This window comes from Nostoc sp. JL33, assembly GCF_017114985.1.
Taxonomy (GTDB): domain Bacteria; phylum Cyanobacteriota; class Cyanobacteriia; order Cyanobacteriales; family Nostocaceae; genus Nostoc.
Map to the genome: position 1 here is coordinate 61,868 of NZ_JABXKP010000082.1, position 14,817 is coordinate 76,684.

General features: G+C 41.7%; 10 protein-coding genes. 6 read left to right on the forward strand and 4 right to left on the reverse strand.

Translation table 11 applies throughout. The annotated features are described in order from the left end of the window. Positions 1–126: 126 nt before the first annotated feature. A complete protein-coding gene (locus tag HWQ23_RS24750; RefSeq protein ID WP_292834163.1) occupies positions 127–4,821 on the forward strand; it encodes a response regulator in 4,695 nt (1,564 codons plus the stop codon). Between the two features lie 7 nt (positions 4,822–4,828). Here the strand turns inward: HWQ23_RS24750 and HWQ23_RS24755 are convergent, their stop codons facing one another. Then, positions 4,829–5,245: an ATP-binding protein gene (locus HWQ23_RS24755; RefSeq protein ID WP_292834165.1), complete on the reverse strand. Its 417-nt coding sequence runs from the start codon at positions 5,243–5,245 to the stop codon at positions 4,829–4,831. Between the two features lie 150 nt (positions 5,246–5,395). Between HWQ23_RS24755 and HWQ23_RS24760 the strand changes: the two genes are divergently transcribed. Beyond that, on the forward strand, positions 5,396–6,586 hold the full coding sequence (locus HWQ23_RS24760; RefSeq protein ID WP_292834168.1) for a PP2C family protein-serine/threonine phosphatase: 1,191 nt from the start codon (positions 5,396–5,398) through the stop codon (positions 6,584–6,586). 42 nt (positions 6,587–6,628) lie between these two features. On the opposite strand, the gene HWQ23_RS24765 is transcribed toward HWQ23_RS24760, so the two are convergent. After that, the gene (locus tag HWQ23_RS24765; RefSeq protein ID WP_292834171.1) at positions 6,629–6,955 is read right to left on the reverse strand and encodes an STAS domain-containing protein; all 327 of its coding nucleotides are present in this window, start codon (positions 6,953–6,955) and stop codon (positions 6,629–6,631) included. 306 nt (positions 6,956–7,261) lie between these two features. Here HWQ23_RS24765 and HWQ23_RS24770 point away from each other — a divergent pair, with 306 nt between their 5' ends. Together HWQ23_RS24770 and HWQ23_RS24775 are read left to right on the forward strand one after the other, a co-directional pair. After that, the gene (locus HWQ23_RS24770; RefSeq protein WP_292834173.1) at positions 7,262–7,645 is read left to right on the forward strand and encodes a hypothetical protein; all 384 of its coding nucleotides are present in this window, start codon (positions 7,262–7,264) and stop codon (positions 7,643–7,645) included. 8 nt (positions 7,646–7,653) lie between these two features. Beyond that, entirely contained in the window at positions 7,654–7,989 is a 336-nt protein-coding gene (locus HWQ23_RS24775) for a hypothetical protein (protein ID WP_292834176.1), read from the forward strand. Between the two features lie 108 nt (positions 7,990–8,097). On the opposite strand, the gene HWQ23_RS24780 is transcribed toward HWQ23_RS24775, so the two are convergent. Both HWQ23_RS24780 and mnmG read right to left on the reverse strand, forming a co-directional pair. Further along, positions 8,098–9,393 (reverse strand): hypothetical protein, encoded by a 1,296-nt coding sequence (locus tag HWQ23_RS24780; protein ID WP_292834179.1) that lies wholly within the window; start codon positions 9,391–9,393, stop codon positions 8,098–8,100. A 353-nt stretch (positions 9,394–9,746) separates the two neighbouring features. Continuing rightward, complete coding sequence (gene mnmG, locus HWQ23_RS24785; RefSeq protein WP_292834239.1) at positions 9,747–11,690, reverse strand: tRNA uridine-5-carboxymethylaminomethyl(34) synthesis enzyme MnmG; 1,944 nt, start codon at positions 11,688–11,690, stop codon at positions 9,747–9,749. Positions 11,691–12,392: 702 nt separating this feature from the next. Between mnmG and HWQ23_RS24790 the strand changes: the two genes are divergently transcribed. Together HWQ23_RS24790 and HWQ23_RS24795 are read left to right on the forward strand one after the other, a co-directional pair. Continuing rightward, positions 12,393–13,265, forward strand: a complete 873-nt coding sequence (locus tag HWQ23_RS24790; RefSeq protein WP_292834182.1) for a D-alanyl-D-alanine carboxypeptidase family protein — start codon at positions 12,393–12,395, stop codon at positions 13,263–13,265. Positions 13,266–13,328: 63 nt separating this feature from the next. Then, positions 13,329–14,474 (forward strand): NYN domain-containing protein, encoded by a 1,146-nt coding sequence (locus HWQ23_RS24795; RefSeq protein ID WP_292834185.1) that lies wholly within the window; start codon positions 13,329–13,331, stop codon positions 14,472–14,474. Positions 14,475–14,817 lie beyond the last annotated feature (343 nt).

Below are 14,817 nucleotides of genomic sequence, written 5' to 3' on the forward strand. Positions count from 1 at the left end.
TTTGGTATTTCTTGTCAATGCGATTTGTTGTCAGTCCCTAATACCAATTTGAAAAATGATGGCGACAGATGAATTCGCACCAAGACGATTCCCAATCCAAAATCCCAAATGGTATAAGCCTGAAGAATGAAAGCACCATTACCTGATAACGAAATACAGCGAATCGAATCTCTTTTGCAGTATAAGATCCTCGATACTCGTTCGGAAGCTGCCTTTGACGACCTCACCCATTTAGCCTCATATATTTGTGGAACTCCGATTGCCTTAATCAGTTTAATTGATAGCGATCGCCAGTGGTTCAAGTCAAAAGTTGGAATGGAAGCCCTACAAACACCCCGAAATGTCGCATTCTGCGCCCATGCTATTATGCAACCTGAAGTTTTTATTGTGCCTGATGCCACAAAAGACGAAAGGTTCGCTACAAACCCGCTAGTCACATCTGACCCGAATGTTCGGTTTTATGCTGGTGTACCCCTGATTAACCCTGAAGGATATGCACTAGGAACACTTTGTGTAATTGACCATGTACCAAGAAACCTCTCTGCCAAACAAGTTGAAGCATTACGAATTCTAGGTAGCCAGGTAATCAAGCAATTAGAAATGCGGCGCAACTTAGGAAGTTTGGTATTGGGAAGTGATACACGCAAACAGACGCAGAAGGGACGCAAACAATTTTTTAAAAGAGTAGCCGTAGGGTTTGGGTTGGCGTTGGCAATTTTAGTCCTGATTTGCGCGTTCTTCTATCAGACTACGGGAGTGTTGATTAATACTAGTGAAAAGTTGAACAACACCCAACTGACAATCAATAGCTTGCAAGAACTGCTGTCTAATATCAAGGATGCTGAAACCGGACAACGCGGTTATATACTCACTAGACAGGATGCGTATCTAAAATCATATCAGACAGCAATTACCAAACTTGTTCCCGAAATTAAACAGCTAAGAAAATTAACAGCAGATGATCCTAAGCAACTGAGTCAAATCAACACCCTTGAACCCCTGATTGCAGTAAAACTTACCGAACTGAAAAAGACTATCGACTTGCGCCAGAATTTAGGATTAGATGCTGCATTGGAGGTAATAAATACAAATCAGGGAAATAACTTAATGAGTGATATCCGCAATATCATTCGTGAGATGGAAAACAAAGAGACGGAAGAACTTCAGCAGCAGTTAAAAATCACAAAAACTAGTGTCGGCAATACTCTTTTGACACTTGCGATCGCTATTTGTCTAAGTTTTCTGATTCTGGCTATACTCTACTACTTGATTTATCGTCAGGGAAAACAGCGTAAATTAACAGAGGAGACACTGAGCAAAGAACGCAACTTTATCTCAGCAGTCCTTGATACAGCCAGCACTTTGGTAATAGTTCTTGACACACAAGGGCAAATCGTCCGCTTCAATCAAGCTTGTGAAAAAACAACTGGTTACTCATTTGATCAGGTGAGAGGAAGGCATTTCTGGAATTTGTTTCTACTTCCAGAAGATATCGAGCCGATTAAAGCAGTTTTTCAGCAGTTACGATCTGGTGAAGCGCTCAAAGAATACCAAAACTATTGGGTAGCTAAAGATGGCAGTCGGCGGCTGATTGCCTGGGCTAACACTATTTTGCAAGACGATGAGGGCGACGTTGAATATATTATTGGCACAGGTATTGACATCAGCGATGTCTACGACGAACTTCGCTTACGCAAACGAGCTGAAGAGCATCTCAAAGCAGAGTATTCTACAACGCGCGTCTTAGCAGATTCAACTACAATCAACGAAGCCATGCCCCAAATCCTCCAAGGAATCTGCGAAAGTTTGGGATGGGATTTAAGTGAATTTTGGATAGTAGATCAACGAGCAAATCTACTAAGTCTGCTAAATGTATGGTATAAAATATCCTACAAGATGCAAGAATTTGACATCCTAAGTCGGCAGACGACGTTTGCACCAGGAATTGGGCTGCCTGGTGGTGTCTGGGCTAGTGCTGAACCTGTTTGGATCGCTGATGTCGTTAAAGATCAGAATTTCATCCGCTCTCAAATCGCTGCCCAAGCAGAACTGCACGGAGCTTTCGGTTTTCCGATCCGTAGTGGTAAAAAAATCTTCGGTGTAATTACCTGCTTTAGCCATCAGATCGAGCAACCTGACCCAGATTTAGCAAAAGTGATGAATTCTATTGGTGAGCAAGTAGGGCAGTTTATTGAGCGCAAGCAGGCAGAAGAAGAACTGCAACGCCAAAACTTGCGATCGCAACTATTTACTGAAATCACCCTGAAGATTCGTCAGTCTTTGCAAATCAAAGAAATTCTCCAAATCACTGTTACGGAGGTACAAAAAATTCTCCATAGCGATCGAGTTTTAATTTATCAACCTTTGGCAGATGGATCTGAAGCCACCGTGGTGGAGGCAGTAATTTCTGGCTGGCTGGCAATCAAAGATAAAAAGCTCACCGATGCTTACTTTCAAACCGAATACATACAGCAGTACCATCTACAGCAGCACCGTCAAAGAGGGTCTTTGGCGCTGGCTGAATTCGATATAGTTGAAGCCCAAAAAAGCCAAATGGAATTGCTGCAACAATTTGGCGTCAAGTCCGATTTGGTCATACCCCTTCTTGTCAAAGAAGAACTCTGCGGTTTGCTGATTGTCCATCAGTGTGGCAGTTCCCGCCACTGGTCTAGCTTTGAAACTCATCTTTTACGGCAAATAGCTGACCAAGTAGGTATTGCCTTAGCCCAAGCCCAAATGTTAAACGCGGAAACTCAACAGCGACGAGAACTCGAAATTGCCCGTCAGCAAGCGGAATTAGCTTCTAAAACCAAAAGTGCGTTTTTGGCGAACATGAGCCATGAAATTCGGACTCCGATGAATGCTGTGTTGGGGATGACAGGCTTAATGTTAGAAACTCCCCTAAACTCGGAGCAACGGGATTTTATCGAAACAATTCGCATTAGCGGAGACGCTCTGTTAAGTCTGATCAACGAAATTTTGGATCTGTCCAAACTTGAGGCTGGGGAAATGGCACTAGAAACTCTAGATTTTGACTTATCTATTTGTGTAGAAGAGGTGTTGGAATTATTGGCTCCCTTAGCTCATAATAAGGGATTAGAAATTGCAGCGTTGATCTATGATAATGTCCCCACCCACCTTCAAGGCGATCCTGGTCGCCTGCGGCAAATTATCATGAATCTGATCAGCAATGCGATCAAGTTCACCAGCAATGGAGAGGTAGTATTACGAGTAGAATTGCGATCGCTTTCCTCTACTACAGCCAGCATTTATTTTGCCGTCACAGATACTGGTGTTGGCATTACCCCTGAAGATCAATGCAAACTCTTTAGACCATTTACCCAAGTAGATGCTTCCACCACCCGCAAATATGGCGGCACAGGTTTGGGATTAGCCATCTGCAAGCAACTGGTGAGCTTGATGGCAGGAGAAATTGGCGTAGAGAGTCGGTTGGGGAAAGGATCTAAGTTTTGGTTTGAAGTAATTCTTGCCAAGCAACTTAACCCTATTTCCTCAGAAGGCGAACCCGAACTTTTGCTCAATCGCCGCTTGTTAATAGTCGATGATAATGCTACTAATCGCAAAATCATCCACTATCAAGCTACCCGTTGGGGAATGCTGGTGGATCAGGCTGCTTCGGCTACGACTGCCCTCAAAGCTATTCAGGAGGCTGCCAAGCAAAAAAATTTCTATGACGTTGCTGTGATTAATATGCAGATGCCAGAAATAGATGGCATTACTTTGGGAGAACAAATTAAGACAAATTCAGCGATCGCTGGGCTGCCTTTGATTATACTTACTCCTACTAATCAACGGGATGGAATCCAACGGGCGCTAAAAATAGGATTTGCGGCTTATTTGGTCAAACCTGTTAAGCCGTCTCGACTCCTCGATACCATCATGACTATTTTAGGAATGAAGCCGGAACAAGAGGAGTCAGGAGTCAGAATACATTCCTCAGAATACATTCCTCAGGAGTTAAAACTGAAAAATTACGGAAATAACAGCAACTATCTTTCTCCTAGCTGCCCGTTCCTGGCTCCTGACTCCCCCAGACTTAGAATTCTCGTAGCTGAAGATAATTTGGTGAATCAGAAAGTTGCCTTAAAGCAACTCCAAAGCCTGGGTTATAGCGCTGATGTCGCTGGTAATGGCAAAGAAGTTTTGCAGTTATTAAAAAAAATTCCCTACGATTTAATTCTGATGGATTCCCAAATGCCAGTTCTCGACGGTTTAGAAACCACAAAAGAAATTCATCGTTGGCAAGAAAGCAGCTTTGTCAGTGGTCATCGTCCTGTAGTAATTGCGATGACAGCTAATGCCATGAAAGAAGACCAACAAATGTGTCTAGATGCCGGAATGGACGACTATTTGAGCAAGCCAGTAATCAAAGAAAAATTGGGGGCGGCGCTAGAGCATTGGAGAAGTGTGATATTCACGGCAAAACAAGCAGCAGCCTTAGAGTCAGATGCAGGTTTAGTTAACCTCCAAATTGATTGGGAACGTTTGCATCAACTCTCAGAAAACAACCCAGAATTTGAATTGGAACTACTGCAAATGTTTGTTGAAGATATTCAACCGCGTCTAGAGGTAATTAAAATAGCGATCGCTGCTCATGACTTTCAGGAACTAGCGCTCCAAGCCCATCAAATTAAAGGCGCTAGTGCCAACATGGGGGCTACAACCATGCATCTGGCCGCAGAAAAACTAGAAGAATTCGCTCGCAAGCAAGAGCGTCGAGGTACTACTAACTTCATCTCAGAATTAGAAGAGTTTGTTAAACGCATCCAAGAATTTTTAATCAATAATTCTAACTCATAACTCCTCTTTAATAATATTTCCTAATAAATAAACAGCAACGATTATCTCGTGTCGGCTCATAAGTCAACTTGTCGGCAATCGCGGACATGATTTTTAAACCACGACCACGCTTTTGCTCATTCTCCTCAAATTCACATGTTTGCCGCAATTTATGCTCTAAGTCAAAGGGTTCACCTTGAGACCAGATACGAATTTCTATGTATTCATCTAACCGCAGAGCTTCTATTTCAATAGGAGTTTCAATGGGTAAATTCCTATGGGCATGTTCAACAATGTTAGTAAAGCCTTCCATCAAAAGCGTTTGACATTGCCACCAAATTTGTTGATCGGGAATAGCTGGTTCATTCATCTGCTCGAACCAAGACAACACTTGAGGCGATGCTGTCAGGTCTGTGTTGACTTTTAGATAAATTTTATTTTTCACTTTTTAACCAAGAAAATACTTTTAAATCATCGGATTCGGTAATTAATTTATTTAATTTGAGTATTTTCACTATACATTAAAAATTAAATTGCATATAAGTTAAATTAAAGCAACTATTTACTGCTCATTTTACTTAGGAAAATTTAATTTATGTTTAAAATTCTGGTTATTGATGATGACCCTATAGTGCGAACAGTACTGAAAAGAACACTCGAAAAGCAGGGTTATGATACCAGTGTAGCCAGCAATGGCGAGTCAGGAATTACACAAGCACAATTACTACATCCAGCTCTGATTATCTGTGACTGGATGATGCCCCAGCTAGATGGACTAGAAGTGTGTCGTCGAATTAGAGCAGATCCAGAGTTGGCAACTACTTTTTTTATTTTATTGACGGCTAGGGGAGCAGCTCCAGGAGATGAGGAAGATAGAGTTAAGGGACTTGACGCTGGAGCAGACGAGTTTATCTCTAAACCAATAGAGATGAATGAATTGAAAGCACGGGTAAGAGCAGGATTAAGGTTACATCAGCTGAATCGGGATTTACAAAGTCAAAAAGAAGCTTTGGAGACACTCAATCAGGATTTACAAAACCAAAAGCAAATTTTGGAGGCAGAATTAGCTGAGGCGGCTGATTATGTGCGATCGCTTTTACCTTCACCGCTTGTTGGAGCAGTAACTACAGAAAATTTGTTTATTCCCTCAGCACAGCTAGGGGGCGATTGCTTCGATCATCATTGGATTGACGAGGATAATTTAGCAATTTATTTGTTAGATGTATCAGGACATGGGGTGGGTTCAGCCCTCCTATCTGTATCTGTGCTGAATATTTTGCGATCGCAATCTCTACCGAACACTAACTTTTGTCAACCAAGTGAAGTCCTGAAAGCCCTGAATCACGCCTTCCAAATGAGCAAGCACGGTGATAAATACTTCACAATCTGGTATGGAGTTTATCACCGCCTTAAACGTCAACTCATTTATGGCAACGCCGGACATCCACCAGCTTTACTATTATCTAATACCTCTACAACAAACATCCAAGTTAAACAGCTAAGTTCTTTAGACCTACCAATTGGCTTTTTACCTGATGTCCAATTTGAGGATACTGTTTTTGATATCGAACAAAATAGCACTTTATATATCTTTAGTGATGGTGCTTATGAAATTAATCAGTCAGATGGGAGAATTTGGGGTATTGATGCTTTCATTGACTTACTAACCGAATATAGCCAGAAAGATACCTGTAACCTAAATCAACTATTAGCGAACATTCTTACCTTAAATGCTCAAGATAATCTTGATGATGATTTATCTTTGGTAAAAGTTAACTTTGGTTAGTCTAGTCAAATGTGCATATTGAATTTTGTCTTTTCTAGCAGCTTACTGTGTTGTCCATACTTGGCGCTTGAATTCATCCTGGTCAGCAAATGTTTGAAAAATTCTATCCATTTTAGTCAGTTCAAATAACATCCTGACTTGGGCGCTGATCGAACAGACAAAAAATTTACCATTAGCAGTTCGTACCATTTGCATTGCTGCTACTAAAGCACCTAAACCAGAGCTATCAATAAAGCTTACTTCTTTAAGATCAAGTAACAAAACATTGACTCCATTGGACACAATGTTGCTAACTTCACGACGTAGTTCATTACCTCTGATACCATCTAAGTTACCAGATAATTCTAGTACTGTTACGCTCATTTTCATGGGTTTATTGTCCTATCTTTTGCTTAAAAACTATATATTTATATATTGGCATTACCTAATGCAAACGGCAATAGATATAGCAATTCCCAGAGTGTACTAGAAGGATAACCCCCGGTAGAATTGTTAAACAAAAAATCGATACCTTCAATCCTCAACAACCAAAAATTCTGGAAGATCGATTCAAAAGTTACGATCTTTCTGCTTAAGGGTTCTTAAATTCTCGCAGGGCTATTTGGGCAAGGAGATTTTGTTGTTATGCTTAAATTATGAGAGCAAGTAGCTAAATTTAGATTGGCGGTTTGTAACGTGGATGTTCTAGTTGAGTCAACAAGAGGCTTTGAAAAGGATCTTGCTAAGTTAAGCGAAGATGAGAAAGCAACGGCGATTCAAAAAATTAACGATTGCGCTAGCCTTTTCCCAACTCAAAAAGCTGATGTTTATCGTAAGTTGCGTCGTCTTCCTCTACTGTCATATCTTAATGGTTACGAATCTTCGTTGTATACGCTACGGGTTTCTCAAAAGCTAAGGGTGATTTTGGCAGTTGACGAAGATCCAATCTTTGGACAGGTTATTTTTACTCTTTTTCGAGTAGTCAAACGCGATGACCTCGATAAAGCATATAAAGGTGTAGCAGAATCTTTGTATCAAGAGCTAGTCCATGATAATCAAGAAATTGCCCAGATCCCGTAAGCTTGTTTATGGCGCAAACCCTTACTCTCTGTGATGAATACGGCATTATTTACGAGGCTATGAAGATTTTGCCAGATGACGAGTTAAAGATTTGTTTTTTTGAAGCATTGGCAGAACTTGAAGATAACGAGTGTCACAGAACAAGAAAATTTCCCAAAACGAGACTGCACAAAGTAAAAGGTGTGAAGCAAGCAATTTATCGTGCTGATATCGATAAAGTGTCAGCCTGGCGTATCCACGTTCAATACATTAGTAGGCAAATTCATCTCAAGGATATTATTGAAGGGCAAAGGCACGATGATGTAATTGAGGTGATTAAATCTAAGAAGGGACGTTACGAGTAATTCTCAAGCGTATTTACCACCGCACGCTAACAAGTCGCTGCACTAGACGGTTATGAGTTGAGGCACATCGCAATATTTTAGTGTGTGGAATTGCTGACAGAAGAACTTTTACAATCTCTGTCCTGCGTAAATCGATCGCACTTCGCCGTTACGCCGGATAACAGCTTCGCCATTACTAACATCTACTAGTGTCCAACCGCTTGAGCCGATACTTTCACCCATATTAACGCGGCGAGTCACGCCATCGATTTTAAACAAAGCGGCAGATTTGTTGCCCAACTCTAGCAATCCTTCTAAGGTATCACTAGGAGCCTGAGCGATCGCGATCGCAGTTGCCGGATATACTAGTTCCTGGGTAATAGTTGGTTCTGATGGTGCCAGTGCTGCACGTAATGGAACTACTGGTAATGCAGGCAGTGGCTTGGGTGTTTGCCGCACGGTAATCGATGCAGTTTTCCCAGCCACAGGTTTAAGTTGGGCTTGTACAGCCGCAGCAAAGTTGGCGGTTACAGGCTTGGCAGCTTGTTGCACTCTATTCAGGGCACTTGTTACAACATTCGGTTGATATCCCTTTAACGCACTGGCAAGTTGTGGTAAAAGTGTGGGACTACCAGGAATCGCCGGGAACGCGTAATGCATTGGCGAGGGCGCTTGATAAACGGGAACATAGATGCGCTCAACAACACTTCCAGAACGGTTCGGGGCTGCTGGAAATGCTGGTAGATTAGCAGTTGTTTGCTCGTTACCAAGGGCTATTTGGTTAGTATTTGCCCGACTGGAGAATTCTGGTTTTCGATTGCCTTTTGTTTCTTGCTTGTCTATAACTGTCAGCGCTCCGAGCATATAGTCAACTAACTCTGCCTCAATTTCTATTTTTGCAGGCAACTGTGACTGCGATTGCGGTATTAAAAGAATTGATTCAGGCAATTTGGTATTTAAAAGATATATGACTCCAGACTGCACCAGGTAGATAATACCAGGGATCGCCACGCCTAAAGTTGTTCCCACAATCAGCAGTTTGCCCAAAGTACGACTACTTTTCTGACGCTTTCTACTAACTGGTTTAACGGTACTCAATTGCTTGTGGTTATCTTGAGCAACTGACTGTAGTGTTTGCTTTGGTGTGGGTATCGTAAATGTTTGCAGAGGCATATATTCTGGAGGCGACTGGGGTTGAGGTTGGGGAGAAACCCCAGCAACAGATTGCGATTTGTTCTGATTACTGCGCTTAACAGTTTGAGAAGGGAGATTACCACTAAAATCCAGAATGTAGTCGATATCGGCAAAGAGTTCATCCATTAATCCATCAGCATAGTTTTCTATCGACCAAGGCTCGTTGGCGATTAAGTCTTCTGATGGTTCCGGTACTATAAAACGCGGACGGGTGCTGGCTTCTTGTAACATAGATGTTCTATCTTTGTTGCGAGGACGGAGAAACGCCGCCCCTACTGCCTGAAAATTAGGATTAACGCATCGGTGCGACTTATTCTTGAAACCCCGATTCTATTCCTCTGTCCCTGTGGGAGAGAGGCTTTGATTCTTGCTCCCCTTACCTTGTAGGGTTGGGGTTGGGGGTTAGGTTTGAGAGAAAGTTGCACACAGCGTAAATTATTAATCCAACATCCAATCCCCCGTCCGATTGAGACGAGTTGATTGAGCGTTGGTATTAAACTCAACTTTCATCTGGAAATTGTTGATGATGGCAGTACTAAGATTTATGTCATCTATCATACCAATCTCCCTCCCTACTACTATACTCAGTCTTTATCAACTTTGTGTGAAGCTAACGCTGGAAACTCCGCCCGGCTCTTGGTTCTACCCAATTCTAAATATAATAATAAGGCGTTAATATCTGCTGGGTTTACACCACCGATACGTGCCGCTTGACCAAGAGTGAGTGGTTTTACGTGAGTTAGCTTTTCCCGTGCTTCTTTGGAAAGAGTATCAATTGTTGTGTAGTCCAAATTCCCAGGTAACTGGCGGTGTCCTTGGCGGGCAATTTGGTCAATCTGATTTTGTTGTCTAGCGAGATAGCCAGAATATTTAATGTCAATTTCTGCACCTTCTTTCTCGGCGCGGTTCAGGTTGGGGTTTCCCAGTCCGAACCTGTCGAGATCAACGTAATGGAATCCCGGACGGCGCAGTAATTCATTCAGGGTAATTGAACCTTTAATTAATTGCTGCGTATCAGATGCGATCGCTATGCCAATTTGATCATATTCTTTGACGCGTGTAACTTGCAATCTTTGTTTTTCTGTGGTAATATTTGCCTGTTTTTCGGTAAATAGATCCCAACGGCGATCGTCAATTAAACCAATTTCCCGTCCCAAGGGTGTCAGGCGTTGGTCGGCATTGTCAGAACGCAACAGCAATCGATACTCAGACCTACTGGTAAGCATCCGGTAAGGTTCCCGCAAGTCTTTTGTACACAGGTCATCAACTAGCGTCCCAATGTAACTTTGTTCGCGGGCAAAGACAATCATTTCTTGAGAGCGAACAAATCGAGCTGCGTTAATTCCCGCCACCAGCCCTTGAGCTGCGGCTTCTTCATAACCTGTCGTGCCGTTAATCTGCCCAGCACAAAACAGCCCCGCAATCTTCTTAGTCATCAGTGTGGGGTAACACTGAGTTGCTGGTAAATAGTCATATTCCACAGCATACGCCGGACGCAGCATCACACATTTTTCCAAGCCGGGGAGAGTCCGCAACATATGCAGTTGCAAATTTTCTGGTAAACCTGTAGAAAACCCTTGAATATACAGTTCGGGTATATCTCTTCCTTCCGGTTCAATAAAAATTTGATGGCTTTCCTTATCGGCAAAGCGGACAATCTTATCTTCAATACTGGGACAATAACGCGGCCCTTTGGCTTCCACCCAACCGCCATAGACGGGCGAAAGGTGCAAATTATCCTGAACTAGGCGATGGGTTTCGGCGGTTGTGCGCGTAATGTAGCAAGGCATCTGTTCCCGTTCTACCCACACATCTGGGTCAAAGCTAAACCAGCGCACATCTTCATCCCCTGGCTGGATTAGCATTTTACTATAATCTACCGATCGCTTATCTACCCGTGCTGGAGTTCCAGTTTTTAGCCTTCCGGTTTCAAATCCCAGGCGATTTAGGGTTTGTGTCAATCCCTCAGCTGCAAATTCCCCAGCGCGTCCGGCTGGCATTGATTTGTTACCAACCCAAATTTTGCCACCCAAAAAGGTGCCAGTTGTCAAGATAACTGCTTTACATTGGAACCCGACACCAAAATAAGTTTCAACACCAATGACTTCACCGTTAGCACCCAGCACCAAATCTATTGCCATGCTTTCGCGGATTGTCAAGTTTTCTTGATTCTCAACAATATTTTTCATCACTGCGGCATATTCGCGCTTGTCCGTCTGGGCGCGTAATGCCCAAACAGCAGGCCCCCGTGAAGAGTTGAGGATACGTTTTTGCAAGTAGGTGCGGTCTGCTACTTTACCAATTTCGCCGCCGAGTGCATCTACCTCATGAGTCAACTGAGATTTGGCCGGGCCACCCACTGCTGGGTTGCAAGGTTGCCAAGCGATTTTATCCAAGTTGAGCGTCAATAGCAAGGTACGACAACCGAGGCGGGCAGAGGCAAGAGCTGCTTCGCAACCGGAGTGACCTGCACCGACGACTATGACATCAAAAGCGTCTTGGAATTCAACGGAATTGTGCATGGTCATACTTACAGGATCGGCTAGCTTAGAGTTCTTTTCAATTTTAACTGTTCCAGTGGTTTCCTGGAGGTATCTTTCTGATAATAAAGTTATCAAATTTACTAATACTCAATTAGAGACAAGTTTCTTTTTTTAACTGGAGTAATAAGTAAAAAATATGATCTTTTTTAAGAAGTGTGGCAATGTTCAGGTTCATTCATCACAGCTATTTTACATATGGTTAGCCATCAACATAAATGGATTTATTACGGATATATATTAGATATTGCAGAAGTTATATAGAACCATATCTAGCAGTTAGTAATTGCATGAAGTACCTTAGATTAAAACCTCACCCCCAACCCCTCTCCGTGAGTTCGGAGAGGGGAGATAAAGCATAGTTTTATTGGTGTGAAGTTAAGCTGTACTTCATTCTTATTAAGAAAAGCTATATTTATCTCGTTCCCATGCTCTGCATGGGAATGCCTGATTAGAGGCTCTGCCTCCAGTCATAAATTGAGTCAGAGACTCAATGAATGCATTCCCAGGCGGAACCTGGGAACGAGTAATGAGTAAACGTCACCCCCAACCCTTCTCCTTATTTCTTTCTTCTCTCAGCGTTCTCTGCGCCTCTGCGGTTCGTTAAAAAATTGACTTTTACAAAAGATTTTAGCCTTAGCTAAACCGGATTGACTTTTATCCTTGAATCAATTAGTCAACTATTTAAAAATGAAACTCACCATCAGAAAGAAAAGAAATATTACTAGAATTATCAAAAAGTTAACTTTTCTCAGTATAGTTATCTTGATTATTTTTACATTAGTAGCTAGTAATGAGATTACCCACAACCAGTTGAGTAGAACTGGTCAACCATTAAACGGATGCTTAACTACTGATTTATTACCTTGTAGAGATACTTCTCACGAGGCAATATTACAACCATTTATTCCCAACCCAGAATTAAATAAACAACAGCGTTTTTTATCTGCGATCGCTAGGAAGTTACCCACGATTCCCCAGCCTGGTACTTATGAATATATTTTGCTGCGGGCGTATGGCGCAGTCTTTGTAAATCAAGATGTCGGAATTAAACTACCGCCAAAAGATATCTTTGCAAATGAACAAGAAACCCAAGAGTTTCAAGCTACTTTAACAATGGGTCATGTTGATGGCACTAACGACTGTTACTTACAAAAATCGGCGGCTGATGCTTTAAACAAAGCGCGAATCCAACAAAAGATTCCGCTAAAATCTGGTTATGGTTCTGGTGATTGTACTCGCACTTTCAACACGAATTTAAAATTTTGGCACAAATATGCTAACGATAGAATTTTAGCAAAAGTTCAACATGGCCAAGAAACAAAAATCCTCGGTTTGGTTGCACCTCCTGGAACTTCACAACATCTCTGGGGATTAGCAATTGATTTACACGTATCTAATAAAGAACAGATAAAAGCTCTGAATCAAAATAGTTGGTTTCAAACTGTAGAAAACGATGCTCCACATTGGACTTATGTAGGTTTATCTGAAGATAATTTACTTCTGTTTGGTTTTAACAAACAAGTTGTCCGGGGCATTACTTATTGGATTACCCCACTTTAATTGTTAGATAGCATCAAAACTTGGGAATACTAACCTAAAATATGTATTGTCAAGAGTTTAGCTATGCCAAACGAAGCTGTTAACCAGGAGCAAACCTTTCTAATCGATTTATTAAGAGCTACTTATCAAAATCAGGAAATATATCCAATTCTGCAACATAACTTAAGCAAACTCAATGATAACTTAGCTTTAATGTTGCGAAAATGGATAAGCGATCGCTTTGCTCAAGAACCCGCCAATGCGATTAATATAGCTAGAGTCCTTGTAAAACTGAGTAGGATTATTCAAGAGTTTGAACAAGGGAACCGTGCGAGTAATTTAGAAATTGCCATTGCTGGTTATGAAACAGTTTTACAAGTATATACCCGTGAGGCTTTTCCCAAAGAATGGGATATCGTACAGCAAGCTTTGCTAACTGCTTATCAGCAACGCCAGCAAATTTTCTCCAGAAATATGGCGGAACTTCGGGAGCAGACTGTTCAAACCCAGAGTCAAATCAATATATTAACTGAAAAGTTACAGCAGGAATTAGAACAAGCAAGGCTGCAAATCAATGATTTAACAACAGTAATTACACAGTTAGGACAGAAAGAAGGAAATTCTGAATCAAAGACAGAGATCACATCTTTAATAGCTGAGTTTAAAGATTTAAAGCAGCGTCAGATTTGTGTAGAGCAGTTTACTACTACAGCTAATGTTTCACCTAAAACTGAGCAGTTCAACACAGCTATTTTCTATGATATTGAGAACTTAACAATGGGTAGAAGCAATCCTAACTTAAATTTTTCTTTGAAACAAATTCAAACAAATTTAGAAAAGACTGCCCTAGTTAATAAAATTGCTATCCAATGCGCTTATGCTGACTGGAGTGATTCTCGATTAAAGCTACTCAAGAATGAGATTCAAGAACTTGGCATTGAAGCAATTCAAATTTTTGATTATAGTCACAAACGGAATGCAGCAGACATGCAGCTAGCGATTGATGTTATGGAATTAGCTCAGAATCGTCCGACACTGCAAGTTTTTGTGATTGTATCAGGTGATGGTGCATTTGCCGCTTTAGCTAAAAAGCTCCATGAATATGGAAAGACTGTAATTGGATGTGCTTACGAAGGACAAATTAATCGTATTCTTAAATCTGTTTGCGATCGTTTTATACCTATACCTGCTCCCCATATTCAAATCCCCACACCCCCCCGCCTAGTTTGACACCTTTAAAAAGAGGTAAATGCTGAGAGGATGTTTAAAAAGTCGGGCGACTAGAAGTCGCGGCTACACGAGACTTTACCCACCTCCGTGGGTTAAAAATCCTTGATTTTCTCTTAGTCCACGGAGGTGGACTTCTTTACGAGACGCTACGCGTAGCTTGCTTCTCCGTTCGCGTAGCGTTCCGCAGGGAAGGAGTACGTTTGTGTAGTAGCTAATTCTATTTGCCCAATACTTTTTAAACATCCTCTGAAATAGAGCTATTAAACATAGGCGTGAAATTAAATATGCGTTACCCAGAACCCTTGTAGAGACGTAGCAGTGCTACGTCAAAACAATTCTTTTT

Excerpts from the sequence above, each read along its gene's own strand:
- HWQ23_RS24795 (WP_292834185.1), top strand. The coding sequence starts at position 13,329 with ATGCCAAACGAAGCTGTTAACCAGGAGCAAACCTTTCTAATCGATTTA.
- HWQ23_RS24765 (WP_292834171.1), bottom strand. The coding sequence starts at position 6,955 with ATGAAAATGAGCGTAACAGTACTAGAATTATCTGGTAACTTAGATGGT.
- HWQ23_RS24790 (WP_292834182.1), top strand. The coding sequence starts at position 12,393 with ATGAAACTCACCATCAGAAAGAAAAGAAATATTACTAGAATTATCAAA.
- HWQ23_RS24760 (WP_292834168.1), top strand. The coding sequence starts at position 5,396 with ATGTTTAAAATTCTGGTTATTGATGATGACCCTATAGTGCGAACAGTA.
- mnmG (WP_292834239.1), bottom strand. The coding sequence starts at position 11,690 with ATGACCATGCACAATTCCGTTGAATTCCAAGACGCTTTTGATGTCATA.
- HWQ23_RS24775 (WP_292834176.1), top strand. The coding sequence starts at position 7,654 with ATGGCGCAAACCCTTACTCTCTGTGATGAATACGGCATTATTTACGAG.
- HWQ23_RS24780 (WP_292834179.1), bottom strand. The coding sequence starts at position 9,393 with ATGTTACAAGAAGCCAGCACCCGTCCGCGTTTTATAGTACCGGAACCA.
- HWQ23_RS24750 (WP_292834163.1), top strand. The coding sequence starts at position 127 with ATGAAAGCACCATTACCTGATAACGAAATACAGCGAATCGAATCTCTT.